We start from the raw sequence: 22,772 nt of genomic DNA, 5'->3' as shown, positions 1-22,772 counted from the left end.
CAATTCGCCACGGACCGTGGCAATCGATGCGTTGGGCTTGCGCAGCAGGTGCTGCGCAGATCACACGAATTCGATAATGGAATTGTTGGGGCTGGGGCCGCTTTGTTCATCGTCTGAAAAGACTAATGGCGTACCCCTAGAACGTGACTAGTCGGGTTGCAAGAACTCGCGCTTGAGGATGGACTTGAGCAACTTGCCTGTGGGGTTGCGCGGCAGCGCATCCTGGCGCACATACACGCGCACCGGCACCTTGTAGGCCGCCAGGCGCCCGGCCACAAAGGCCTGCACGGCTGCGCCATCCAGGGCCACGCCCGGCGCCAGCACCACGGCGGCCACCACGGCTTCACCCGTTACCTCATCGGCCTGCGAGAACACCGCGGCCTCAATGATGTGCGGGTGCTGCAACAGGCAGGACTCCACCTCGGCCGCCGCAATTTTTTCGCCACTGCGGTTGATCACATCCTTGATGCGGTCCACCACGCGCAAAAAGCCGTCGGCATCGACCAGGCCCACATCGCCCGAGCGGAACCAGGCCTCCTGCAGGGCTTGCGCGCTGGCCTCGGGCTGGCCCCAGTAAGCATCCATCACGGTGACACCGCGCAGCCAGATTTCACCGGCCTCGCCCGCTGCCACATCACTTCCCTGCGCGTCCACAATGCGCACCTCCACAATGGGTGAAGTAGGCCCCGCACTGGTGGGGCGCAACTGGAACAGGGTGCCGGAGGCGGCCGCGCCCACGCCATTGGTTTCGGTCAGGCCAAAGCCTATGCCCGAGAGCGAGTCGGCACGCCGCGTCAGCACATCGTCAATCAGGCGCTGCGACAAGCCGCCTCCGCCAAAGCCCAGGCCGCCCAGCGTGCCGGTGATGGCCGGATCGTCAAATTCGCTGTGCCGCAACAGCTGCTGCACCATGGTCGGTGCGCCGTTGAATTGCGTGACCTGCTCGGCCTGTATCAGGGCGAGTGCCGCCACCGGGTCCCAGCGGTGCATGAGGATCAGGCGGCGGCCATGGCGCAGGGCAATCAGCAGCTGCGCATGCAGGCCGCTCACATGGAACAGCGGCACGGCAGAGAGCGTGGTGGGCTGCAGGCCGCGCGCCATGATGCGCGCCAGTGCAGCCGGTGAGGTGATGGCCGAGATGGCGCCTATGTAGTCGATGTTGAAGAGGGCCTGGCACACCGCGCGCTGGTTGGAGAGCACGCCCTTGGCCTGGCTGGTGGCACCCGAGGTAAACAGGATCAGCGCCGGGTCGGTGGCGTCCAGTGCCGGGGCTTGCAGTGCCGGCGCGCCGGGTGCGATCAGCGCGGACCAGTCCAGGGCTGCGCCGGCGGTATCGGCTGCATCCACCACGATGGCCTGGCACGCCAGCGCTGGCAGGTCTGCGGCCACGCGCCCATGGCGCTCCTGGTCGCAGATGAGCCAGCGCGGCTGCACGCTGTGCAGGTTGGAGAGCAATTCGTCACGCAGGCCAAAGCTGTTGAGCGGCACCGGCACCGCGCCCACCAGGGCCACGGCGGCAAAGGCCACGGCCCACTCGGGGCGGTTGCGCATGGCAATGGCCACGCGTTCACCGGCCTGCAGGCCGTGCAAAGCCTGTAAGCGGCCGGCCAGCGCATCCACGGCAGCAAAGAATCGATCAAAGGTCCAGCGGTCCTGCTGGTAGACCATGAACTCTTTGGCGCCATGGACGCGCCCGGCCTGTATCAGGCCTGGCAGGTTGGCAAAGGCATTGCGGTAGGCCCGTACGGCCTGTCCGCCGTGCTGCACGGTCTCCAGCTCAAACGGGGCGCCCGGGCTGGTGAGCTGCACGCGGGCTTTGGCGGCCAGCGCCAGCAGGTCGTGCGCGGCGGTGGGGGAAGGGGCAAGGGAGTCGGTCATGGCCATCAAAAATCTCTCAGCAAGGCATAGCGGTCACGGTGGAATATTCCATCGCCCAGAGTGTGCTGCAGCACGCGCGCGCGTTTGACAAACAGGCCCAGATCGAACTCATCGGTAACCCCTATGCCGCCGTGCAGTTGCACGGCTTCATTGAGCACCCGTTCACACAAATCAGAGGCGCGTGCCTTGGCCAGGCTGGCCAGCAGCGGCAGGTCGGGGGCATCGGCATCAATGGCGGCCAGGGCTGCGCGCACGCAGCTCTCCAGCAACTCCAGCTCGGTGTACAGGCGCGCCACCCGGTGCTGCAGGGCCTGGAAGCTGCCGATTGGCACATCAAACTGCACCCGCTCTTTCAGGTACGCCACGGTGCGCTCAAACGCTTCACGCGTCAGGCCCAGCGCTTCGGCGGCCAGGCAGATGCGGGCACGGTCCAGCACCGCGTCCAAGGCTTGCGCCGTGTGGCTGTGGGCAGCCAGTTGCCGGTCATCACCCAGGCGCACGGCCTGCAACTGCACACGCGCGCTGTTGCGGCTGTCCACCATGCGGCTGCGCTGCAGGGCCACACCCGGGCTCTGCACATCCACCACAAACAGGCCCAGGCTCCCGTCTTCCAGGCAGGCAGTGACGATGAGTTGCTGCGCGCCCACGCCGTCCATCACAAACCACTTTTCGCCGTCCAGCACCCAGGCGCCGTCCACACGGCGTGCGCGGGTGTGCACGGGCAGCGGCGCGTGGCGGCCGCCCTCCTCCAGGGCCAGGGCAAAACGCTGTGTGCCGGCCAGCAGCGCGGGCAGCCACAGCGCCTGCTGCGCAGCATTGGCCGTGCGCAGCAGCAACTCGCCGCACAGCACCGCCTGCGAGAGCAGTGGCAGGGCCGCAAGGTTGCGGCCCATGTGTTCAAACACGCAGCCCATGCCCTGGTAGCCCATGGCCAGGCCGCCCTGCTCCTCCGGGAACACGGCGCACAGCCAGCCCAGGTCTATGGCCTGCTGCCACACAGCAGGCTCAAAGCCGAGCCCGGCATCGCTGTCGCGCAGGCTACGCTGCAGTGCCACTGGGGCCTGGCCCTGCAAAAAGTCGCGCGCGCTGTCGCGCAGCATGCTTTGTTCTTCACTCAACAGATAAGTCATCTCGGTCTCTCGGTGTGGATGGGGGCGCGCCTTAGCCCGGCAGGCCCAGCACGCGCTTGGCAATGATGTTGAGCTGCACTTCGGAGCTGCCCCCGGCAATGGTGTAGCTCTTGGAGAGCAGCCAGCTGCGGCAGATGGCGTGTTCGTCGGCGCTGAATTCATCGCCCTGCCAGCTCAAACCCCGCTGGCCCAGCACATGCGTCAGCAGCTCGTACTTGGCCACCTCCTGCTCGGTCTGCAGCAGCTTCATGATGGAGGCCGGGCCGCTGATGTCCTGCCCGGCCATGGCCTGCTCCTTCACGCGCACATGGGTCAGGCCAAAAGCCTGTGCGTCCATCAGCACGGTGGCCAGCCGCTCGCGCAGCACTGCGGCCTGCGCCGCGCCGGCTCCGCTCTGTAGAGGAGCCTGTGCCTGTGCCTGGCCCGCCAGCGCCTGCAGGCAGGGCCGTGCCACGGCCAATGCGTCGTGCGAAGGCGCGCCACCCTCGGTGAACTTGGACATGGCCGCGCGCTCATGCTGCAGCAGCTTCTTGGCCACATTCCAGCCCTCGCCCACAGCGCCCAGCACCTGGCGCACCGGGGTGCTGACGTTGTCAAAAAACACCTGGCAAAAACCCGACTTGCCGCCTATCAACTCAATGGGCTTGACGGTGATGCCCGGGCTCTTCATGTCCACCAGCATGAAGCTGATGCCCTGCTGCTTGCGCGCGCTGCTGTCGGTGCGCACCAGGGCATACATCCAGTCGGCCTTGTCCGCGTCCGAGGTCCAGATTTTGGAGCCGTTGATCAGGTAGTTCTCGCCTGACGCATCCAGCTTGGCCGAGGTCTTGAGGCTGGCCAGATCGGAGCCGGCGTTGGGCTCCGAAAAGCCCTGGCACCAGCGCAGGCGGCCCTGCATCATGGGGATGAGGTGCTCGCGCTGTTGCGCCTCGGTGCCCAGCTCCAGCAGCACCGGCCCGAGCATCCAGATGCCCAGGTTGTATTGCGGCTGGCGGCAGCCCAGGCGGGCCATTTCTTCTTCCACAATGCGGGCCTGGCGGGCGTTCAGGCCGCCACCGCCCAGCGCGGCCGGCCAGCCCGGTGCAAACCAGCCGCGCTCGCGCATGCGCTCAAACCACAGGCGTTGGTCTTCGTTGTCAAAGGCCAGCTGCGAGCCGCCCCACACCATCTCGGCAGAGGTGATGGGGGTGCGCAGGCTGGCAGGGCAGTTGGCCTCAAGCCATTGCGCCGTCTCGGCGCGAAAGGTTTTGTTATCTTGCAAGGGATACTCCCGTCGGTGGTGACATCAGGCTGAAGCGATGACAGGCATCATCCTCCAGCACCCGGCCAATCTGGCCCTCGTAGCGCAGCCAGGCCAAATGGGCCAGGGTCTCGCCCAGGGCCATCAGCTCATCCATGGCGCCGCGCAGTTTGGGAAACTGCACCTGCATCAATTCAAGCGCTGTGGCCGATCCACGTTGGCCCAGCTCCGTGCGCAGCAGCTCGAATTGTTGCTGATGGTGGGCATGCAATTCCGCCACCCGTGCATGCAGGCCGCGAAACACGCTCTGGTGCGAAGGCAGCACCAGGGTGTCGGGGGCCAGCACATCCAGTCGGTCCAGCGAGGCCAGCCACAGTTGCAGCGGGTTGGCCTCGGGCTCTATGGAGGACACCAGCACGTTGGAGCTGATGCGCGGCAGCAACTGGTCACCGGCAATCAGGATGCGCTCGCTGGCGTTGTACAGGCAGGCGTGCTCGGGCGAATGGCCCTCGCCAATGATCACCTGCCAGTCGCGCGTGCCGATGGTCAGCACATCACCCGCCCGCAGGCGCTGGTAGCTCTCGGGCACGGGCGGCATGAAGGGGTCGCGGCGCAGGGCCTCAAACATTTTGCCCACCTGGGCCTGCCCCATACCGGCGCGCTGGTAGAAGCCCAGCAACGACTCCGGCAGCGGGTCGGGCGGCGGCCCCATCAGGCCGCGCAGCATGAAGAACTCGCCGTAGGTCATGAGCAGCGGAATCTGGTAGCGCGCGCACAGCCAGGCGGCCACACCGGCGTGGTCGTAATGGCAGTGGGTGCAGACCAGGCGTTTGACCGGCAGGCCCTCCAACTGCGTGGCAACAATCTGCTCCCACAGCTCGCGCGTGCGCGGCAGGTTCAAGCCGGTGTCCACCAGGGTCCAGCCATCGTCTTCGCGCAGCAGGTAGACGTTGATGTGGTCCAGCGCCATGGGCATGGGCATGCGCGCCCACAGGATGCCGGGCGCCACCTCCACCACCGCGCCATCGGGCGTGGGCGGCGCAAACGGATAGTCCAGGTCTGCCGAGGCACGCAGGCGCTGCACGGGCAAGGGGGCTGCCGCGCTATCCACCCAGCGCCTTTGCCAGGGCCTGCGGGTTCAGGGGCACATAGGTGCGGGCCGCATCGTCGCGCACAAACAGGGGGTCTTGCACCAGGCTGGCATCAAAGCCCTCACGCTGCAGGTCCACCTTGCGCAGCTTGTAGTTGCCGGTCATGTCGGCGGTGGCCGAGAGGCGCACAAACAGCGGGGCCGCATAGCGTGGCAGGCGTGCTGTAGCCAGGGCCCAGAAGGCCGCAGGGTCAAACACCGCGCCCGTCAGCAGCACCAGCGCGGCCATGCCCGCGCGCCCTTCGTGGCCTGGCACCTGCACGCCATAAATGGTGAGTGCATCCAGGCCGGCAAAGTCGCCCAGGGCGTCGGCCACTTCGGCGGTGGACACGTTTTCGCTCTTCCAGCGAAAGGTGTCGCCAATGCGGTCCACAAACCAGCAGTAGCCATCGGCATCCGCACGCAGCAGGTCGCCTGAAGACCACCACGCATCGCCCGGCGCAAACACATTGCGCAGGATTTTTTTCTCGGTGGCCTCGGCCGAGGTGTAGCCCTCGAAGCGCCCGGCCACTACATCGGGAATGTTGTAAATCATGCCAATGGCCTCGCCCGGCTCATCCACTTCGGCCAGCTGCAAAAAGCCATCGGCGCCGCGCGGATGCACTTCGTTGGCAATGTCGTAGCGCACCAGGCGCAGGTTGGTTTTTTCCCAAAAGGGCACGCGGCCGCAGGAGCCGATGCGGTTGTCCAGGTTCAGGGTGCTGGTGTTGGACTCGGTGGAGCCCCAGCTCTCAAAAATTTGCGCCTCACCAAAGCGCTCCACCCACTGCGCCCAGATCTCGGGGGTGAGGCCCGTGCCCGACATCTTGCGCAGCGTGTGGTTCTTGTCATCGGCCGCAGGCGGCACGCTCAGCAGGAAGCGGCAGATCTCCCCCACATACTGGGCCATGGTGATCTGGTAGCGACGCACGTCGCTCCAGAATTCGCTGCGGCTGAACTTGCGCCGCAAGGCCAGGCTGGCACCGGCCGTGAGCGCCGTGGCCGTGGCCGACATGGAGGCCGCGCCATGGTAGAGCGGCAAGAAGCAGTAGAAGCAATCCTCCGGCACGATCTCCCAGATGGCCTGCATGCCCGCGCCTGCCATGAGCCAGCGCGCATGGCTGATCACCGCGGCCTTGGGCAATCCGGTGGTGCCCGAGGTGAAGATGTACTGCGCCGTGTCGCCCGCCACAAGCCCTGCGCGCCATTCGGCCGGCGGGTTGTGCGTTGGCGCCTGGGCCACCTGCGTGCTCAGGTCCAGTGCACACAGGGCGTGGTGCGCGGGGTCGGCTGCGCGCTCTGCATCGGGCCAAAGCCACAGGCGCAGACCGGCGGGCAGGCCCGGGGTGGCGGCAAAGTGCGCCAGGCACTCGGAGCCCACAATCACCGTGGTGGCGCCGGTAACCTCCAGCGCGTGCTCCAGGGCACGGCCGCTGACATGGGTGTTCAAAAAGGCCACTACGGCACCCAGCTTGCTCAGGCCAAACCAGGCGAAGAAAAAGGCCGGCCGGTTCTCCATGGCCAGCGCCACCACATCGCCCCGGCGCACGCCCAGGGCGTGGGCGGCATGGGCCACCTGGTTCACGCCTTCGTTGAAGGTGGCATACGTCCAGCTCTGCGTGCCAAAGTGCAGGCAGGGCCGCTGGCCATAGCGCTGCACGGACTCCTCCACCCGGTCGGCGGTGGTGTAGGGGCTGGAGGCCAGGAATTGCGTGCCAACGTGGGCGCGGCGGTCCAGCCGGGCCTGGGTCAGCTCACGGGGAACGGTGGGTGCTGTCGTCACGGGTTGTCTCCCTTATTTTTTTGCGATGTCTTAGCGCACGGGCCTGGGCATACCCAAGCCAAACTGGGCGATCAGCTCGCGCTGGATTTCGTTGGTGCCGCCACCAAAGGTATTGATGGGCCAGGAGCGGATTTCGTACTCCAGCTCGCCCAGCAAATAGGCAGCGCTGGAGCCCGAGCGCACCAGCGCGCTGCTGCCCACGATGTCCATCAAGCGGCGCAGAATGTCCACCACGCCCTCCGAGCCATACACCTTGGTGGTGGAGGCCAGGGCCACATCCATGCCACCGGCTTCCAGATCCGCAGCAATGCGGAAATTGATCAGGCGCATGGCCTCCATGCGGGTGTAGCACTCGGCCAGAGAACGGCGCACCCAGGGCTGGTCGATGGCGCGCTGGCCCTGCTCGTCGCGCGCCTTGGCCCACAGCAGCACCCGGCGGAACGGCCCGAAAATCTTGTCGGACCAGGAGCCCAGGCCCAGGCGCTCGTGGTTGAGCTGCGAGGTGATGAGCTTCCAGCCGCCGTGCAGCGTGCCCACCAGGCGGTGGGCCGGCACCTCGACGTTGTCGTAGTAGGTGGCCGAGGTAACGTTGCCCACGGTGTGGATCAGCGTGTGCGAAAAACCCTTGGCCGCCGTGTCGGCAATCAGGATGGAGATGCCCTTGTGACGCGCCAGCTCCGGGCTGCTGCGCACGGCCAGCCAGATGTGGTCGGCCGCCTCAATGCCCGAGGTCCAGAGCTTGTTGCCGTTGACCACAAAGTGCCCGGTCTCCAGGTCGCCCTCCAGGCGGCCCTGGGTCTTCAAGGTGGCCAGGTCCGAGCCGGCCTGGGGCTCGGAGTAGCCGATGGCAAAAATGGTTTCGCCCGCGGCAATGCCGGGCAGGAACTCGGCCTTTTGCTGGGCAGTGCCGTGCTCCATCAGCGCCGGGCCCACCGTGCTGATGGTCACAAAGGGCAGCGGCGCGCCGGCAATATTGGCCTCTTCAAAAAAGATCAGCTGCTCGGTGGCACTCAGGCCCTGGCCGCCGTGGGCCTTGGGCCAGCCCACGGCCAGCCAGCCGTCGCGTCCCATCTGGCGGATGGTCTGGCGGTACTCGTCGCCGCTCTCGGCGCCGCGCAGGCGCTGGCGCAGCTCGGGCGTCATCAGGGTGTTGAAATAGTCACGCACCTGCAGGCGCAGGCGGTGCTGTTCGGGGGTCAGGTCGATGAACATGGACTCTTTCTTTTTCGGGTTTTCAGGCAGTGCCCAGAATCAGGCCGCTGGTGGGCACACCGGTGCCCGCAGTAACCAGCACGTTGTGCACATCGGCCACCTGGTTGACGGCGTCACCACGCACCTGGCGTACGCCCTCGGCAATGCCGTTCATGCCGTGGATATAGGCCTCGCCCAACTGGCCGCCGTGGGTGTTGATGGGCAGGCTGCCGCCGCGCGCGTGCTGGCCGGCGCGTATGAAGTCTTTGGCCTCACCGCGTTTGACAAAGCCGAACTCTTCGAGCTGCGGCAGCACAAAAGGGGTGAAGTGGTCGTAGATCACCGCGGTCTGGATGTCCTGTGGCGTGAGCCGGCTTTGCTGCCACAGCTGCTTGGCCACCAGGCCCATTTCCGGCAGGCCGGTGATGTCCTCGCGGTAGTAGGAGGTCATGATCTGCTGGCCGTCGCTGATGCCTTGTGCGGCGCCCTTGATGACCACCGGTGTGCGCTGGAGGTCGCGCGCGCGCTCGGTGGAGGTGATGACCATGGCCACCGCGCCGTCGGATTCCTGGCAGCAGTCCAGCAGGTGCAGGGGCTCGCAAATCCAGCGCGAGGCCTGGTGCTCTTCCAGCGTGATGGGCTTGCCGTGGAAAAAGGCGGCCGGGTTGGTGGCCGCAAAATCGCGCACGGCCACGGCCACACGGCCGAAGTCCTCACTGGTGGCACCAAAGGCATGCATGTAGCGCCGCGCAAACATGCCCACCCAGGCGGCCGGCGTGTGAAAACCGTGCGGCATGTACCAGCCGTAGTTGACGTTCTCAAACAGCGGCGAGTCGCCAAAGCCGTAGTTGCCATTGCCAAAGCGGTACCAGCTACGCTCGTTCATGGCGCGGTACACCACCACCGTCTTGGCAATGCCGGTGGCCACGGCCATGGCTGCATGCAGCACCGGCGCACAGGCGGCGCCACCACCGTGGGGCACCTGCGAGAAGAAGCTGACGTTCTTGGCGCCCAGCAGGCGCGCAATCTCGTACTCGGGCACTTTGTCCACCGAGTAGGAAGAAAAACCGTCCACCTCGGACGGGTCGATGCCGGCATCGGCCAAGGCCTGCAACGTGGCCTCCATGGCCAGGCGCACCTCGGTGCGGCCAGAGCGTTTGGAGAACTCGGTGGCACCCAGGCCCACGATGGAGGCGCGGCCGGAAATGTTCATATCAGTCATGGGGTTCTATCTCCAGGCGCTTCAAGGCAGCTGCACACGCACGGTGCCGCTCACGTGGTTGCCCATGGCGTTCTTGCCCTTGAGCTGGATTTCCACGGTGCGGTCGTGGTCGCGCTTGGCGCCCACCGTGCCGCTGAAGGTCATGGTGTCGCCGGGGTAGTTGGGGGCGCCGAGTTTGATCTTCAGTTCACACAGGCGCGCGCCCGCTCCGGTCCAGCCTTCCACAAAGCGCTGCACCAGGCCGTTGGTGGTGAGGATGTTCATGAAGATGTGGGGCGAGCCCAGGGCGCGTGCGGCCTCTGCGTCATGGTGGCCGGGGAAGTAATCGCGCGTGGCAATGGCGCCACCGGCAATCAGGGCCACGGTGATGGGCACGGCGAGCGCGGGCAGCTCTTCGCCCGGCTGCACCGCGTCAAAGCGCCGCGTCATGGAGGGTGTCTTCGGCAAAGTCATATTTCCAGCCCAGGTTGTCGTTGTCGGCCAGCCAGTCGCCCAAGCGCGCCAGCTGGTGTTCGGTGCCGCCCAGCACCGCATTGAGGGCGCGGCTCCAGTAGAGGAAGCGGTGGATGGGGTAGCTGATGTCCACCCCAATGCCGCCGTGCACGTGCTGCGCCATGTGGCCCACGCGGTGCCCGGTGTCGTTGGCGAGAGCCCGCGTGGCCCAGGCCTGCGGTGCGGCGCCCAGGCCCGCATCCAACCGGTACACCAGCTGCCAGACCGAGCTGCGCAGCGCCTCCAGCGCAATGTGGCCATCGGCCATCTGCCCGGCCACCAGCTGGAAGCTGCCGATGACGCGGTCAAACTGTTTGCGCTCGCTGACGTAGTCCACGGTGCGGCGCAGCTGCTGCTGCGTCACCCCCATTTGCAGGGCCGCCAGGCAGGCAATGGCGCGCGGCTCCAGCCAGCCTGCGGCCGCCGGTGCCAGCACCGCCTCGGGCGGCAGTTCCAGGTCGTCAAAATGCAGGTCCGCCACCGCCAGGTGGTGCTGGGTACGCCCAGCCACCCGGCGCACACCGGCTTGCTGCAAGTCCACCAGCACCAGGCGCGTGCCGCCTTCAGCACTGCCGTGCAGGGATGCAGCCACCACAGCGTGGGTGGCCTCCTGGCCCAGCGCCACGGCCGGGGCCAGGCCCTGCAGCTGCCAGCCACGGGCGCCTGCGCGCAGGCGCAGCGCAGAACCGGCAGGCACGGCCAGGGCGGTGAGCGACAGGGCCAGCGGCGCACCGGCCAGGGCGGCCTGCAGCACCGGCTGGCCCAGCACGGCCGGGGCAAAGTACGCCAGCGCGGTGGCGGCCAGTTGCTGCTCCCAAAGGGGCACCAGCGCCAAGGCGCGGCCCTGCTGCTCCAGCACGGCCATCAGTTCGGTCATGCCCAGGCCCAGGCCGCCATGCTCTTCGGGCACCAGCATGCTGTGCAGGCCGGTAGCCACGCACTGCTGCCACAGGGCCTGCATGAAGGGTTGGTCGGAGGCATCGTGGGCGCGCAATGCGTCGTCGCCACAGAAGTCGGCAAACAGCTGCTGCGCGGTATCGGCAAAGGCGCGCTGGTCGTCGTTGAGTTGAAAGTCCATGGGTACTCCTTAAGCCTGTGCTGCGGTGGCCACCGGGCGGAACTGCGCCAGCACCAGGTCACCGTCAAAGGTGTTGAATTCGACTTGCACCGCCTGCCCGATCTGCACCGCATCGGGCGCAATGCCCAGCAGCTGGGCCACCAGGCGGGTGCCCTCCTCCAGCTCGATCAGCGCAATCAGGTTTGGGTGCTCAAAGGGCGCCACCTCGGGGTAGTGCATCACCACAAACGAATACACCGTGCCGCGGCCCGAGGCCTGCAGGGTGTCCCACTCAAACGAATGGCACGTGGGGCACACCGGGCCGGGCGGATGGCGCAGGCTGGCGCAGGCCTTGCAGCGCTGGATCAGCAGCTGGCCCTGGCGCACGCCGTCCCAGAAAAAGCGCGTGTCGTCGCTGATACCGGGCAGGGGGCGGCGCGGCGCCGGGGCGCTGGCACTTGCAGTGACGGGTGCTGGTGTCGGTGTCGGTGCGGCAGCCTGTGCAGCGCGGAACTTGAAGACGCGAAACAGCAGCTGCCCCACGGCCTCGTCGCTCTGGCCGGGCTCCTGCTGCGAGAAATAGTCCATCACCAGGGTGACAAAAAAGCCGGTGCCCAGGCCCGTGGTTTTTTCCTCGCCAATGCTGTCCAGCCGCGTGGTGTAGTAGAGCTTTTCGCCCGCGCGCACATCGCGCACAAAGCTCAGCTCGGAGTTCACCGCCACCACCGAGGGGTAGCCTTGGGCTTCGATCAGCTTGAGAACCTCGTAGGGGTTTTCGCTGGTGGAGCCGGGCGGGTAGTTGTTGGCCACCGGCCCCTCCATGCACCACACCTGCAGCATGGCCGGAGGCGCCAGCACCTGCCCACTGGCGTCGGTGGGCACGTTCACGCCCATGATTTCGCACCATTGCCGGACCATGGGGGCGTTGACCGCATCCCAGGCATAGACCCGCCCGTATTCCTTGCCCACCAGGGCCCGGATTTCTGTCATCCACGCGTGTTCAGCCAAGACTTGCTCCTTGAAATGGGGGGTGCTGCATGGGCTCAGGCTGTGCCAGCCTTTGCCGCATCCAGAAAGGCGGGCTTTTCGCCGCCGCCGTGCAGCAGCAGGTTGGTGCCACTGAGATAGGACGCCTGTGGCGAGGCCACAAACAGGCAGGCCTGCGCCACGTCAGCGGGCTCGGCCATGCGGCCCAGCGGAATGGTGGCGCTCACGGCGGCCATGCCAGCGGCGTCGCCATAGTGCAGGGCCGACTGTTCGGTGCGCACCAGCCCCGGGCTGACCACCACCACGCGCACCTTGGGCGCCCACTCCACGGCCAGCGAAGTCGCCAGGCTTAGCACCGCGGCCTTGGCCGCGCCATAGGCGGCCGTGCCGGGCGAGGGGCGCAGCGCGCTGACGCTGCCAATGAAGACAATGACGCCACCCGCAGCCTGCTGCTGCATGGCGGCGTTGGCGGCCTGTGCGGTGTGCAGGGCGGCCGTGAAGTTGAGGCGGATCACGCCCTCGTGAAAGCGGGGCGACACGGTGGCGGCCTCCACGGCCGGGCTGCCACCAGCGCAGTGCACCAGCACATCCAGCCGGCCATGGCGTTGCAAAACGCCCTGCACCAGAGCGCGCACGGCATCGGCCTCGCGCACATCGCAGGCCAGGCATTCGGCCTCGCGCCCATGGTGGGCGGGGGCTACCTCGGGCAGGCTGCGCCCGCACACCAGGACCGTGGCGCCAGCGGCCAGAAAGCCCTCGGCAATGCCGCGGCCAATGCCTTTGGTGCCACCGGTGACCAGCACCACCTGTTGTTGGAAATCGATATAGGGGTTCATGGCCTTGAATTTACGGACCACGCCCTTTGCCCGATACGTCCAAAAGGACGATGTAGCGCCAGCCAGTGCCCCCGAAGATCGCGCTGTCGCACCAACCCCAGGAACTGCCATGTCTTCCAAGCCCCCAGCCGCCGGCCCCGCCACGGCCAGCGTCCCCGAACTGCTGATCGAACGCCCCGGCGACGGCATTGCCCTCTTGCGCATGAACCGGCCCGAGGCCGCCAACGCCCTGAGCCTGACGCTGCAGGCCAGCCTGGGCCAGGCCTTCACCGAACTGGCAGCAGACACCAGCGTGCGCGTGATCGTGCTCACCGGCGGCGAGCAGGTGTTTGCAGCCGGGGGCGATATCAAAAGCATGGAGGGCTGCGGCGCCATCGAGATCCTCCAGCGCCACACCGAGCGGGTGTGGGCCCCCATCGAGCGTTGCCCCAAGCCGGTGATTGCGGCGGTGTGCGGCTTTGCCTACGGAGGTGGTGCCGAACTGGCCATGCACTGCGACATCATCCTGGCCGGTGAGGGTGCGAGCTTCTCGCAGCCCGAGATCCGCATCGGCATCATGCCCGGCATAGGCGGCACCCAGCGCCTGCTGCGCGCGGTGGGCAAGTTCAACGCCATGCGCATGCTGCTGACCGGCCAGCCGGTGAGCGCGCAGGAGGCCCGCCTGATGGGCCTGGTCAGCCAGGTGCTGCCCGACGCCGAACTGCTGCCCGCAGCCCTGAAGATGGCAAAAACCATTGCCGCCATGCCGCCCCTGGCGGCGATGCAGATCAAGGAAGTGGTGCTGGCCGGAGCCGACGTCTCGCTGGAGACCGCCCTGATGCTGGAGCGCAAGGCCAACCAGCTGCTGTTCGCCACGCACGACCAGAAGGAAGGCATGCAGGCCTTTATCGAAAAGCGCAAACCGGTGTTTGAGGGGCGATAGAGCGCGGCACGCATCCGCCGCCGGGCCTGGCGTGCGGGTGAACACCTGCTTGGCCTAAGGCTTGGTGAAGTGGAATCAGCGTTGGTTTGGAAGGAAAAGCGCCGGGGGCGAAAGACAGGGCTTGCGGCATTTCCCCTCTCATTGGCATGGCGCATACTGACCAGCTATGACCCTCCCACAATTCATCCTCGCTGATGCAGCGCTGCATCACCAGCAGCTCGTTGAACTGAACATGGAATACCTGGGCTGGGTGCTCGACGGCTTCGGCAAGATCACGGGAAAGTCTGCCTTCGACATGCTGGGTATGGACCTGGCGCCGTATGTAGAGAGCACGGTGAACAAGGTTTGCGGAGATGCACCACCGCGCGGGGCCTTTTATTTGGTGGAGTTCGATGGCGCACTGGCTGGCATGGGTGGTTTGCGCTTTGTCCGCAGTGGTGTGGCCGAGGTCAAACGCATTTATGTGCGCCCGGCCTTTCGCGGCAAGCGCCTGGGTGACGCCATATTGCAGCGCATCCTCAACGATGCAAAGTCGTATGGCTACCAGCGCATGGTTCTGGACACTGCGCCCTTTATGCAATCCGCTCAGCGCGTCTATGAACAACACGGCTTCCTGGACCGCCCGCCCTATGACGAAGTGGAGGCACCCAAGGAATTGCATCCCTTCATCCGGTTCATGGAGAAGGCCTTGTAGGCAACTTTTTTTGTGCCTGGGATTGTGAGGGGCGTTTGGAGATGCTTGTTATTGCGGGGGTGGTCGGCGGGTTTTAATGCGTGGGATTTTTTGGTTGGCTTTGGAGAATGAAGGCGGGGTCAGGCTGTTGGGCCGTCACACTGATTTCGACAATCTTTGACTGAATCCGACCCATTGCTGTCACCCGCAGCCGTCCGCTGGTCGGCAGGTCAGCCGCGGGAGTCGACTAAGAAATTCGCAATCTGCCTATTCCATTGCTGACGTTCGCACCCGGTTATCGACTGGCGGCCATGCGGCAGTCGTTTCGTCAAAGTGGAAACCAGCCATCTACCATTGCTTGTCGGTCACTGGTAAATGGCAGGTATCCGGAACCGAATTTCGGGCTAGGGCTAAGCTGATTGATGTCCATCCCGCAGGAAGCTGAAACGCTATAGGTGGAACAGCACCCACCTACCAAGCCCATCTGCATTTCCGGGACGGCAGTCTGTAGGTGGAGTGCTCCACAGTGCTGCTTGGTATAGCGATTTATGTTTTGTATCCCTGGCAGTCGGGTCCTTTCGGGACAGCATTCTTCCCGTTCATGACTGCATGAATTTATGCCATTGGACGATGTTTTCACTGTTCTCTACAGTCCCGCTCCAGTCACTACCCACCGGTTTGGTGTGCAGTGGATCTACAACAACACTGGAGACAAGCATGGATATTCCAATGCCCCAATCGCGCACCGACGCTTCCTCAATGGAGGAATCCGTTTATTCCAAAGTGAGTTGGCGACTCATTCCTTTTCTGTTTCTTTGCTATGTGGTGTCCTACCTAGACCGGGTTAACGTGGGCTTTGCCAAACTGCAAATGCTCAGTGACTTGAAGTTCAGTGACACGGTATACGGGCTCGGTGCCGGCATCTTCTTCATCGGGTACTTTTTGTTCGAGGTGCCCTCCAACATCATCTTGTCCAAAGTAGGCGCCAGGGTCTGGATCGCACGAATCATGGCGACTTGGGGCGTCATCTCTTCAGCGATGATGTTCGTAACGGATGCGCAGATGTTCTACGTGCTCAGATTTCTGTTGGGCATATCAGAGGCAGGGTTCTTTCCCGGCATCATTCTGTATCTCACCTATTGGTACCCGGCACGCCGCCGTGCGCGCATCATTGCCCTGTTCATGACCGGTATTGCCTTTGCGGGAGTCATTGGTAGTCCGCTGTCTGGCTGGATCATGCAGACCATGGCCGGTGTGAATGGGTGGGCAGGTTGGCAGTGGCTGTTCTTGCTGGAGGGTGCTCCCTCCGTGCTGGTAGGCATCTGGGTCTTGACCTATCTGGATGACGGCATTCGTCAAGCCAAGTGGCTCACCGAGTCAGAAAAGTTGCTACTGGAAGAGAACATTCATGCAGATGCCACTGACAAGAAAGAACTCACTCTGGGGCAAGTCTTTACAAATGGACGCGTCTGGCTGCTGGCCATTATTTACTTCGCCTTCATCATGGGACTCTACGGGGTCGGATTCTGGTTGCCCCAGTTGATCAAAAACACGGGTGTGAAGGACCTCGTCAACGTGGGCCTGCTCACATCCATTCCCTACGGTGTTGCCGCTGTCGTCATGGTCTTGATGGGGCGCCACTCGGATACGACCGGTGAGCGACGTTGGCACACCGCCGTGATGGGCATCATGGGCGCAGTTGGGCTGGTTTTCAGTGCGGTGTACGGCGACAACACTGTGGTAGCCATGGCCGCTCTCACCGTGGCAACAGCAGGAATTTTGTCCACTCTGCCCCTTTTCTGGACGCTGCCAACCGCCTACCTCACGGGGACCGCAGCTGCCGCTGGCATCGCGGTGATCAATTCAATCGGCAATCTGGCAGGCTTTGTCAGTCCCTTCCTAGTGGGTGCCATCAAAGATGCAACCCATAGCACGGCGGGCGGTATGTATTTGATTGCGGGTAGTTTGCTGCTGGGCACTTTCTTGGTTTTGGGCGCAATACCCAAGCAACTCAACCGATAACACGAGTGGAGCTGTGATGCATACGCAAACACCGCATAGGGACTTGCCGCGGACGCGCCCATCAACTGAAGCCGATGGCAATGGTACTGAGCCGAATCTGCAGACCCTGCGCAAGCTCTTTAACGTGGCATTGGCCGCTGTCGACCCACTGCAATGCATGGCCCCCTACTTACCGCCACCTCCCAAGGGGCGAACCATCGTTCTGGGAGCAGGCAAGGCTTCTGCGCGCATGGCACTCGCCGTGGAGGCCGCCTGGAAGGGGCCGCTGTCTGGTTTGGTGGTGACACGTTACGGCCATGGCGAAGTCTGCAGCCAGATCCAGATTGTGGAGGCCGCGCATCCAGTGCCCGATTCTGCAGGCGAGGCAGCGGCCAAGCGCATGTTGGCACTGGCCAAGACAGCCGGGCCGGATGACCTGGTGCTGGTCCTGGTGTCTGGTGGTGGCTCTTCGCTCATCACCTTGCCTGCGCCTGGGTTGACCATGGATGATCTGCGGGGCATCAACAAGGCCTTGCTGCGCAGTGGCGCTGCCATAGTAGATATGAATGTCGTACGTCGGCATTTGTCCTCCATCAAAGGCGGGCGCTTGGCAAATGCCTGCGGCGCCGCCACCGTAGTGACCTTGGTAGTCTCTGATGTGCCGGGGGACGATCCTGCGGTGGTTGCGTCCGGGCCCACAATTGCCGACCACACAACACCTGCCGATGCTCTGGGCGTTTTGCAGCGGTATGGCATTCCCATATCCGCGGCGGTACGGGCTGTGTTGGAGCAACCCGCTCTGGAGGCTGCAGCAGTTGCGGGAGAACGCCAGGTTCATGTGATTGCCACGGCCCAACTTGCCTTGCGTGCGGCCGAGGTCCATGCGCAGCAGTTGGGCCTGCAGGTTGTCAATCTAGGTGGGGCAATAGAAGGTGAGTCACGTGAGGTGGCCCGGGCGCAGGCGTCCATGGTGCGCGAGATAAGAGCGAGCCATAAGGCTCGCAAACCAAGCCTGCTGCTGTCGGGAGGTGAAACTACAGTCACGGTAAGGGGGAATGGCCGGGGCGGTCGCAACGCGGAGTTCCTGTTGGCGCTGGCCCTTGAACTGCAAGGTGAGGCAGGTGTTTATGCCCTGGCCTGTGATACCGACGGCATTGACGGTGTGGAGGACAACGCCGGCGGCGTGATTGCACCGGACTCTTTGCGCCGTGCAAGCGGTCTCGGACTGGATCCGGTTGCACTGCTTGCAAACAACGATGCTTACGCATTCTTCCTCGGTCTGCAAGACCTCATCACAACCGGCCCTACGCGCACCAATGTGAATGACTTTCGCGCAATTTTTATTAGCCCTTAACGGGTAGACAAGCAAGGAAATACCAATGCACCGCCAACGCAACGCCAAGATCGTGGCCACCCTGGGGCCTGCCAGCGCAGACCGGGCCACCATACAAGCCCTGTTCGATGCCGGGGCCGATGTGTTCCGCCTCAACTTCAGCCACGGCACCCATGCCGATCACAAACAACGGCTTGACACCATCCGGGCGATCGAAAGGGATGCAGGCCGCCCCATAGGTGTGCTGCTGGATTTGCAAGGCCCCAAGCTGCGCCTGGGCACCTTTGCCAATGGCCCCGTGGTGTTGAAAGAGGGCGACAGCTTTCGGCTGGATCTGAACCGGGACAAAGCAGGCGACCAAACACGCGCTCCCATGCCGCACCCAGAAATCTTCTCTGCGCTCGAAGTCGGCACCGACCTGCTGGTGGATGATGGTCGCGTACGCCTGCGGGTGGAACGCTTCGGGGCTGACTTTGCAGATACACGGGTGATGGCCGGTGGTGCCGTGTCGGACCGCAAAGGGGTGAATGTGCCCGGTGTGGTGCTGCCCCTGTCCGCACTGACTGAGAAGGACCGTGCCGACTTGACCTATGGCCTCACCCTGGGTATTGACTGGATTGCCTTGTCCTTTGTGCAGCGGCCCGAAGACATTGTGGAAATCAAGGCCATCGTCAAGGGCCGTGCGGGCATTGTCGCCAAGTTGGAAAAGCCATCAGCCATCAGCAGCCTGGACGCAATCGTGTACGAGAGCGATGCCATCATGGTGGCGCGCGGAGACCTGGGCGTAGAGATGCCGCCGGAGCAGGTACCCGCCATCCAGAAGCGCATTGTTCGCGCCTGCCGCAAGGCGGGCAAGCCGGTGATTGTGGCCACGCAGATGCTGGAGTCCATGGTTACCGCGCCAGTGCCCACCCGCGCCGAGGCCTCCGATGTGGCCACTGCTATCTACGACGGAGCGGACGCGGTCATGCTGTCGGCCGAGTCGGCTTCCGGCAAGTACCCGATGGAGGCTGTCACCATGATGGATTCCATCATTGCGCAGACAGAGAGCGATCCCTACTACCGCGAATCCATAAATGCGTCCGAAATCAAGCGCAGTGCGGTGCCGTCGGATGCCATTGGCGTTGCGGTGCGCGGCGTTGCGGACTTGTTGAAGGTGGCCGCCGTGGTTGCATACACCAGCTCGGGTTATTCAGCCCTTCGCATGGCGCGTGAGCGGCCCAGGGCCCCCATCCTGGGCATGACGCCGCGCCTGGCGGTAGCGCGGCAACTGGCGCTGGCCTGGGGCGTGTACCCGGTGCTGTGCCATGACGTAATGGATGTGTTGGAGATGAGCGACTGGGCCTGTACGACTGCCAAGAAAGAAGGCCTGGGCAAGGTGGGTGATACCCTGGTGATTTCGGCCGGTGTTCCCTTCGGGACATCAGGCACCACCAATCTTATGCGCATTGCGCAAATCGTCTGACAAGAGCAATGAAGATGGCTTTGATTCAACAGGTACGTGGATTTGAAATCCTCGATTCGCGTGGCAACCCCACCGTTGCGGCAGAGGTGGTTTTGGACAACGGTGCCCGCGGGTTTGCGGCGTCACCTTCCGGTGCTTCTACCGGATCCCGCGAGGCATTGGAATTGCGCGATGGCGATGCACACCGCTACTTGGGCAAGGGGGTTTTGAAGGCGGTTTCTCACGTCAATGGCGAGTTGCGCAGCGCACTGCTGGGGCGCAGCGCCATGGACCAGGCTGACGTGGACCACGCAATGATTGCGCTGGACGGCACGGCCACCAAATCCCGTTTGGGTGCGAATGCGCTGCTGGCGGTTTCCCTGGCATCGGCAAAGGCGGCGGCCACGGCCGCCGGTGCACCGCTTTATCAGCACATGCGCATGCCGGGCTCACCCCTGCATTTGCCGGTGCCCATGATGAACATCATCAACGGGGGGGGCGCACGCCAGCAACAACGTGGATATGCAGGAATTCATGATCCTGCCCGTGGGGGCGCCGGGCTTCTCTGAAGCGCTGCGCTGGGGTGTGGAGGTGTTTCATTCCTTGAAAGGCCTGCTCAAGAAGCAAGGCTACGCCACGGCGGTAGGTGACGAGGGTGGCTTTGCACCGGACTTGCCCTCCAATGAGGCGGCCTTGCAGGTAATTCTGAAAGCCATCGAGAAGGCGGGGTTTAAGCCTGGAACAGACATCGGCTTGGGGCTGGATCTTGCCAGCTCTGAGTTCTACAACGAAGGCTTGTACGACCTGGCATCGGAAGGCAAAAAATTTGACTCGGCCCAGTTTACGGACTACCTGGCGCATTGGGTCGATCAATACCCGATCCTGACCATCGAAGACGGCATGGCCGAAGATGACTGGGTCGGCTGGAAAATGCTCACCGACAAACTCGGCAAGCGTGTTCAACTCGTTGGCGACGATCTCTTCGTGACCAACACTGCCATCCTCGCCGAGGGTATCCAGGCGGGGATTGCCAATTCCATTTTGATCAAGCCCAACCAAATTGGCACACTCACCGAGACGCTGGATGCCATAGCGATGGCAGACCAGGCTGGCTATAGCGCGGTGATTTCTCACCGCTCTGGCGAGACCGAAGACACCACGATTGCCGACTTGAGCGTCTGCACCCTGGCAACTCAGATCAAAACTGGGTCCCTGTGCAGATCGGACCGGGTTGCCAAGTACAACCGCTTATTGATGATTGAAGCAGAACTGGGCACGTCCGTGACCTATCGAGGGCACTCCGCATTTGCGAGGTAGCCAAGTTGGTAGACTGAACGCGCTATGGAAATCTACCAAATTCGCACCTTTCTGACGGTTGCGCGCTTGGCGCACTTGACGCGTGCAGCAGAACAGTTGCACTTGACGCAGCCCGCAGTGTCCAAGCAACTCAAAGCCTTGGAGCAAGAATTGGGAGTTGTGCTGTTCGAGCGCCAAGTAGGTGGCATGGTGCTGACGCGCGAAGGCAAGGCGCTGTTGCCTTTGGCCGAGCGGATCTTGTTCGATGCCATGGAGATGATCAACCAGGCCCGCACCCTGCGTGGCGAAGTAGCAGGGGCGGTGTCTATTGGCACGGTCATTGATCCGGACACCATACGATTGGGTTCATTCCTGAGCGCGCTGTTGAATTACTTTCCCAAAGTGCAACCGCGTTTGCGGCACGGAATTTCTGGATGGGTGCTGGAACGGGTCAAGGCGGGTGAGTTGGACGTGGGCTTTTATCTGGGGCCGGTCACCGATCCAGACGTGGCGAGCCTGCCCATGTGCAATTTGACCTATCTGATCATCGCCCCACCTTCGTGGGAGCAGCGCATGCAAACCGCAAGTTGGGCGGATGTTGCGGCTATGCCCTGGATTGGCACGCCTGAAGGCAGTTCACAGAACCGACTGGTGCGCACCATGTTTGCTGAACGGGGTTTGACGGTCCAGACGGTGGTGGAAGCAGACCAGGAGGCATCCATGGTCAGCATGGTGCGTGGCAGCGTGGGTTTGGCCACCATGCGATCAGACCTGGCACAAGATGCCAGGCAGCGTGGAGAGGTATACATCTGGGAGGGTACTGCGCAAGAATGCCCGTTGTCATTGGTGTACCTGGCTTCTCGCCGCGACGACCTGCTGGTAGCTGCATGTCGCAAAGCACTTTTTGACGTCTGGCCTGCGGATTGAGCTGCACTCGTTGATAGGGGGCAATTGATTGACCAACTGGCTCCCCAAGATTCCCCAAACATAAATGCCATAGAAAGGCTACCGTTTAGCAAATAACGATTCGTCAGCACAAGAATCAATGAACTTATTCATGCGAGATCTTCCGCAATCACGGCCCTACTTATGCTGACCGCTTTTACGCACCGCAATCGACAGGTTGACTAACCGCTATGGGCACGATAACCAAAGCCAAGGGCGGCGTCTGACGGGGGTAGAACTGGACCACCGGACTTCGGACTGTCGGGAGCACCCGCTTCCAGCCCTTAGTGACAGTACGGGCGATCAAGTCCTGCGACTGCTCATGGCCGAGGCTGTGTGGAAACATTATTTTTGACAATGTCGGCAAGCTGCGTTGCCAGACAGCGAGTGGATTTTCGTTAGTGCATCAGCCGATGTCGCACAAGAGGTCCTATGTCGTTGCAATGGCCTTTGTGATGCCTTCAAATGAAGCCCAAAGGGCTCATGCCCCTGCCAGTCTCATCGCTTTCATCATTGCCTCGAACCCCAGGATGCTCAATACCCGCTTGAAGTTGTAGGCCAACACATTGAGGCTCATCTCGGCGCCTACATGTGGCAGTCTACGCGTGAGGAAGTGGGTATGCCCCATCCAGCCCTTGAGTGTGCCGAACACATGCTCAACAGTACTGCGCCTGATGGCCATAGCCTTTGGTGACCGATCCAGGCGTTGCTGGACGGCCTCCAGTACGTCCTCATGTTCCCATCGGGAAATGCGTCTATACGAGCTCGGCGTGCATTTGGCTTTCAAGGGGCACTGAGGGCACTCACTACTCCAATATCGCCGCAACAACAATCCATTTTCTTCTCGACTAAATCGGTAAATCGCTCGCTGGCCTGCGGGACATTTGTATTCGTCGTCTCGCTTGATGTAGATGAAGTCCGCTTTATCGAATCGTCCCTCTGCCTTGGCGTTTGATGTCATTGGCTTTGGTAACACTGCAGCAATGCCAGCGTCGGCACAGGCTTTGATCTGAGGGCCACTAAAGTAGCCGCGGTCAGCAATCACCATAAGCTCCTTCTTCCCCATGGCCTCACGCGCAGCCTGTGCCATTGGGCTCAACTGTGCCCTGTCACTTGTAGCGTTTGTCACTTCATGGGCGACGATCAGATGATTCTTGGTATCTACGGCAACCTGCACGTTGTAGGCAACCGCTCCCGAACTCTTGGAGCCGGT

18 protein-coding genes and 1 pseudogene are annotated in these 22,772 nt (G+C 63.3%); 7 read left to right on the top strand and 12 right to left on the bottom strand.

Going from position 1 to position 22,772, the window contains the following annotated elements:
• Nucleotides 1–147 precede the first annotated feature (147 nt).
• From DIC66_RS14900 to DIC66_RS14850, 11 genes are read right to left on the bottom strand one after another with little or no spacing between them, the layout of a single operon-like run.
• Complete coding sequence (locus tag DIC66_RS14900) at nt 148–1,884, bottom strand: class I adenylate-forming enzyme family protein (RefSeq protein ID WP_233505941.1); 1,737 nt, start codon at nt 1,882–1,884, stop codon at nt 148–150.
• Nucleotides 1,884–3,008 (bottom strand): acyl-CoA dehydrogenase family protein, encoded by a 1,125-nt coding sequence (locus DIC66_RS14895; RefSeq protein ID WP_117178589.1) that lies wholly within the window; start codon nt 3,006–3,008, stop codon nt 1,884–1,886. The genes DIC66_RS14900 and DIC66_RS14895 overlap by 1 nt, the downstream gene beginning before the upstream one ends.
• A gap of 31 nt (nt 3,009–3,039) precedes the next feature.
• Complete coding sequence (locus DIC66_RS14890) at nt 3,040–4,269, bottom strand: acyl-CoA dehydrogenase family protein (protein WP_117178587.1); 1,230 nt, start codon at nt 4,267–4,269, stop codon at nt 3,040–3,042.
• Nucleotides 4,259–5,359 carry an MBL fold metallo-hydrolase gene (locus DIC66_RS14885; RefSeq protein ID WP_199534759.1) on the bottom strand — a complete coding sequence of 367 codons (1,101 nt, stop codon included), beginning with the start codon at nt 5,357–5,359 and terminating at the stop codon, nt 4,259–4,261. The genes DIC66_RS14890 and DIC66_RS14885 overlap by 11 nt, the downstream gene beginning before the upstream one ends.
• Nucleotides 5,352–7,160, bottom strand: a complete 1,809-nt coding sequence (locus tag DIC66_RS14880; protein WP_117178585.1) for a long-chain-acyl-CoA synthetase — start codon at nt 7,158–7,160, stop codon at nt 5,352–5,354. Before DIC66_RS14880 ends, DIC66_RS14885 begins: the two co-directional genes overlap by 8 nt.
• 30 nt (nt 7,161–7,190) lie before the next feature.
• Nucleotides 7,191–8,372: an acyl-CoA dehydrogenase family protein gene (locus DIC66_RS14875; RefSeq protein ID WP_117178583.1), complete on the bottom strand. Its 1,182-nt coding sequence runs from the start codon at nt 8,370–8,372 to the stop codon at nt 7,191–7,193.
• A gap of 22 nt (nt 8,373–8,394) precedes the next feature.
• Entirely contained in the window at nt 8,395–9,573 is a 1,179-nt protein-coding gene (locus DIC66_RS14870; protein ID WP_117178581.1) for a lipid-transfer protein, read from the bottom strand.
• A gap of 21 nt (nt 9,574–9,594) precedes the next feature.
• Entirely contained in the window at nt 9,595–10,026 is a 432-nt protein-coding gene (locus DIC66_RS14865; protein ID WP_117178579.1) for a MaoC family dehydratase, read from the bottom strand.
• Nucleotides 9,986–11,143 carry an acyl-CoA dehydrogenase family protein gene (locus tag DIC66_RS14860; RefSeq protein WP_117178577.1) on the bottom strand — a complete coding sequence of 386 codons (1,158 nt, stop codon included), beginning with the start codon at nt 11,141–11,143 and terminating at the stop codon, nt 9,986–9,988. Before DIC66_RS14860 ends, DIC66_RS14865 begins: the two co-directional genes overlap by 41 nt.
• A gap of 9 nt (nt 11,144–11,152) precedes the next feature.
• Entirely contained in the window at nt 11,153–12,130 is a 978-nt protein-coding gene (locus DIC66_RS14855) for a Zn-ribbon domain-containing OB-fold protein (protein ID WP_117178575.1), read from the bottom strand.
• Nucleotides 12,131–12,165: 35 nt separating this feature from the next.
• Nucleotides 12,166–12,945 carry an SDR family oxidoreductase gene (locus tag DIC66_RS14850; protein ID WP_117178573.1) on the bottom strand — a complete coding sequence of 260 codons (780 nt, stop codon included), beginning with the start codon at nt 12,943–12,945 and terminating at the stop codon, nt 12,166–12,168.
• Nucleotides 12,946–13,054: 109 nt separating this feature from the next.
• On the opposite strand from DIC66_RS14850, the gene DIC66_RS14845 reads away from it, so the two are divergent.
• From DIC66_RS14845 to DIC66_RS14815, 7 genes and pseudogenes are all read left to right on the top strand, one after another.
• Nucleotides 13,055–13,867, top strand: a complete 813-nt coding sequence (locus tag DIC66_RS14845) for an enoyl-CoA hydratase (protein WP_117178571.1) — start codon at nt 13,055–13,057, stop codon at nt 13,865–13,867.
• Nucleotides 13,868–14,033: 166 nt separating this feature from the next.
• Nucleotides 14,034–14,561 (top strand): GNAT family N-acetyltransferase, encoded by a 528-nt coding sequence (locus tag DIC66_RS14840; RefSeq protein WP_117178569.1) that lies wholly within the window; start codon nt 14,034–14,036, stop codon nt 14,559–14,561.
• Nucleotides 14,562–15,257: 696 nt separating this feature from the next.
• The gene (locus DIC66_RS14835; protein WP_233505940.1) at nt 15,258–16,562 is read left to right on the top strand and encodes an MFS transporter; all 1,305 of its coding nucleotides are present in this window, start codon (nt 15,258–15,260) and stop codon (nt 16,560–16,562) included.
• 16 nt (nt 16,563–16,578) lie between these two features.
• A complete protein-coding gene (locus DIC66_RS14830) occupies nt 16,579–17,895 on the top strand; it encodes a glycerate kinase type-2 family protein (protein WP_117178565.1) in 1,317 nt (438 codons plus the stop codon).
• Nucleotides 17,896–17,920: 25 nt separating this feature from the next.
• The gene (gene pyk, locus DIC66_RS14825; protein ID WP_117178563.1) at nt 17,921–19,339 is read left to right on the top strand and encodes a pyruvate kinase; all 1,419 of its coding nucleotides are present in this window, start codon (nt 17,921–17,923) and stop codon (nt 19,337–19,339) included.
• Nucleotides 19,340–19,353: 14 nt separating this feature from the next.
• A pseudogene (gene eno / locus DIC66_RS14820) lies at nt 19,354–20,635 on the top strand (phosphopyruvate hydratase).
• A gap of 24 nt (nt 20,636–20,659) precedes the next feature.
• Nucleotides 20,660–21,541: a LysR family transcriptional regulator gene (locus tag DIC66_RS14815; protein WP_117178561.1), complete on the top strand. Its 882-nt coding sequence runs from the start codon at nt 20,660–20,662 to the stop codon at nt 21,539–21,541.
• Between the two features lie 499 nt (nt 21,542–22,040).
• Here DIC66_RS14815 and DIC66_RS14810 read toward each other — a convergent pair.
• Nucleotides 22,041–22,772 (bottom strand): transposase (locus DIC66_RS14810; RefSeq protein ID WP_147321326.1); only part of this gene is annotated, 732 nt, incomplete at its 5' end.

Origin of the sequence: Rhodoferax lacus (assembly GCF_003415675.1) — a bacterium.
Taxonomy (GTDB): Bacteria; Pseudomonadota; Gammaproteobacteria; order Burkholderiales; family Burkholderiaceae_C; genus Allorhodoferax; species Allorhodoferax lacus.
This window is presented reverse-complemented; position numbering and strand designations above follow the sequence as displayed.

Excerpts from the sequence above, each read along its gene's own strand:
- DIC66_RS14900 (WP_233505941.1), bottom strand. The coding sequence starts at position 1,884 with ATGGCCATGACCGACTCCCTTGCCCCTTCCCCCACCGCCGCGCACGAC.
- DIC66_RS14895 (WP_117178589.1), bottom strand. The coding sequence starts at position 3,008 with ATGACTTATCTGTTGAGTGAAGAACAAAGCATGCTGCGCGACAGCGCG.
- DIC66_RS14875 (WP_117178583.1), bottom strand. The coding sequence starts at position 8,372 with ATGTTCATCGACCTGACCCCCGAACAGCACCGCCTGCGCCTGCAGGTG.
- DIC66_RS14870 (WP_117178581.1), bottom strand. The coding sequence starts at position 9,573 with ATGACTGATATGAACATTTCCGGCCGCGCCTCCATCGTGGGCCTGGGT.
- DIC66_RS14865 (WP_117178579.1), bottom strand. The coding sequence starts at position 10,026 with ATGACTTTGCCGAAGACACCCTCCATGACGCGGCGCTTTGACGCGGTG.
- DIC66_RS14860 (WP_117178577.1), bottom strand. The coding sequence starts at position 11,143 with ATGGACTTTCAACTCAACGACGACCAGCGCGCCTTTGCCGATACCGCG.
- DIC66_RS14850 (WP_117178573.1), bottom strand. The coding sequence starts at position 12,945 with ATGAACCCCTATATCGATTTCCAACAACAGGTGGTGCTGGTCACCGGT.
- DIC66_RS14845 (WP_117178571.1), top strand. The coding sequence starts at position 13,055 with ATGTCTTCCAAGCCCCCAGCCGCCGGCCCCGCCACGGCCAGCGTCCCC.
- DIC66_RS14840 (WP_117178569.1), top strand. The coding sequence starts at position 14,034 with ATGACCCTCCCACAATTCATCCTCGCTGATGCAGCGCTGCATCACCAG.
- DIC66_RS14835 (WP_233505940.1), top strand. The coding sequence starts at position 15,258 with ATGGATATTCCAATGCCCCAATCGCGCACCGACGCTTCCTCAATGGAG.
- DIC66_RS14830 (WP_117178565.1), top strand. The coding sequence starts at position 16,579 with ATGCATACGCAAACACCGCATAGGGACTTGCCGCGGACGCGCCCATCA.
- pyk (WP_117178563.1), top strand. The coding sequence starts at position 17,921 with ATGCACCGCCAACGCAACGCCAAGATCGTGGCCACCCTGGGGCCTGCC.
- DIC66_RS14815 (WP_117178561.1), top strand. The coding sequence starts at position 20,660 with ATGGAAATCTACCAAATTCGCACCTTTCTGACGGTTGCGCGCTTGGCG.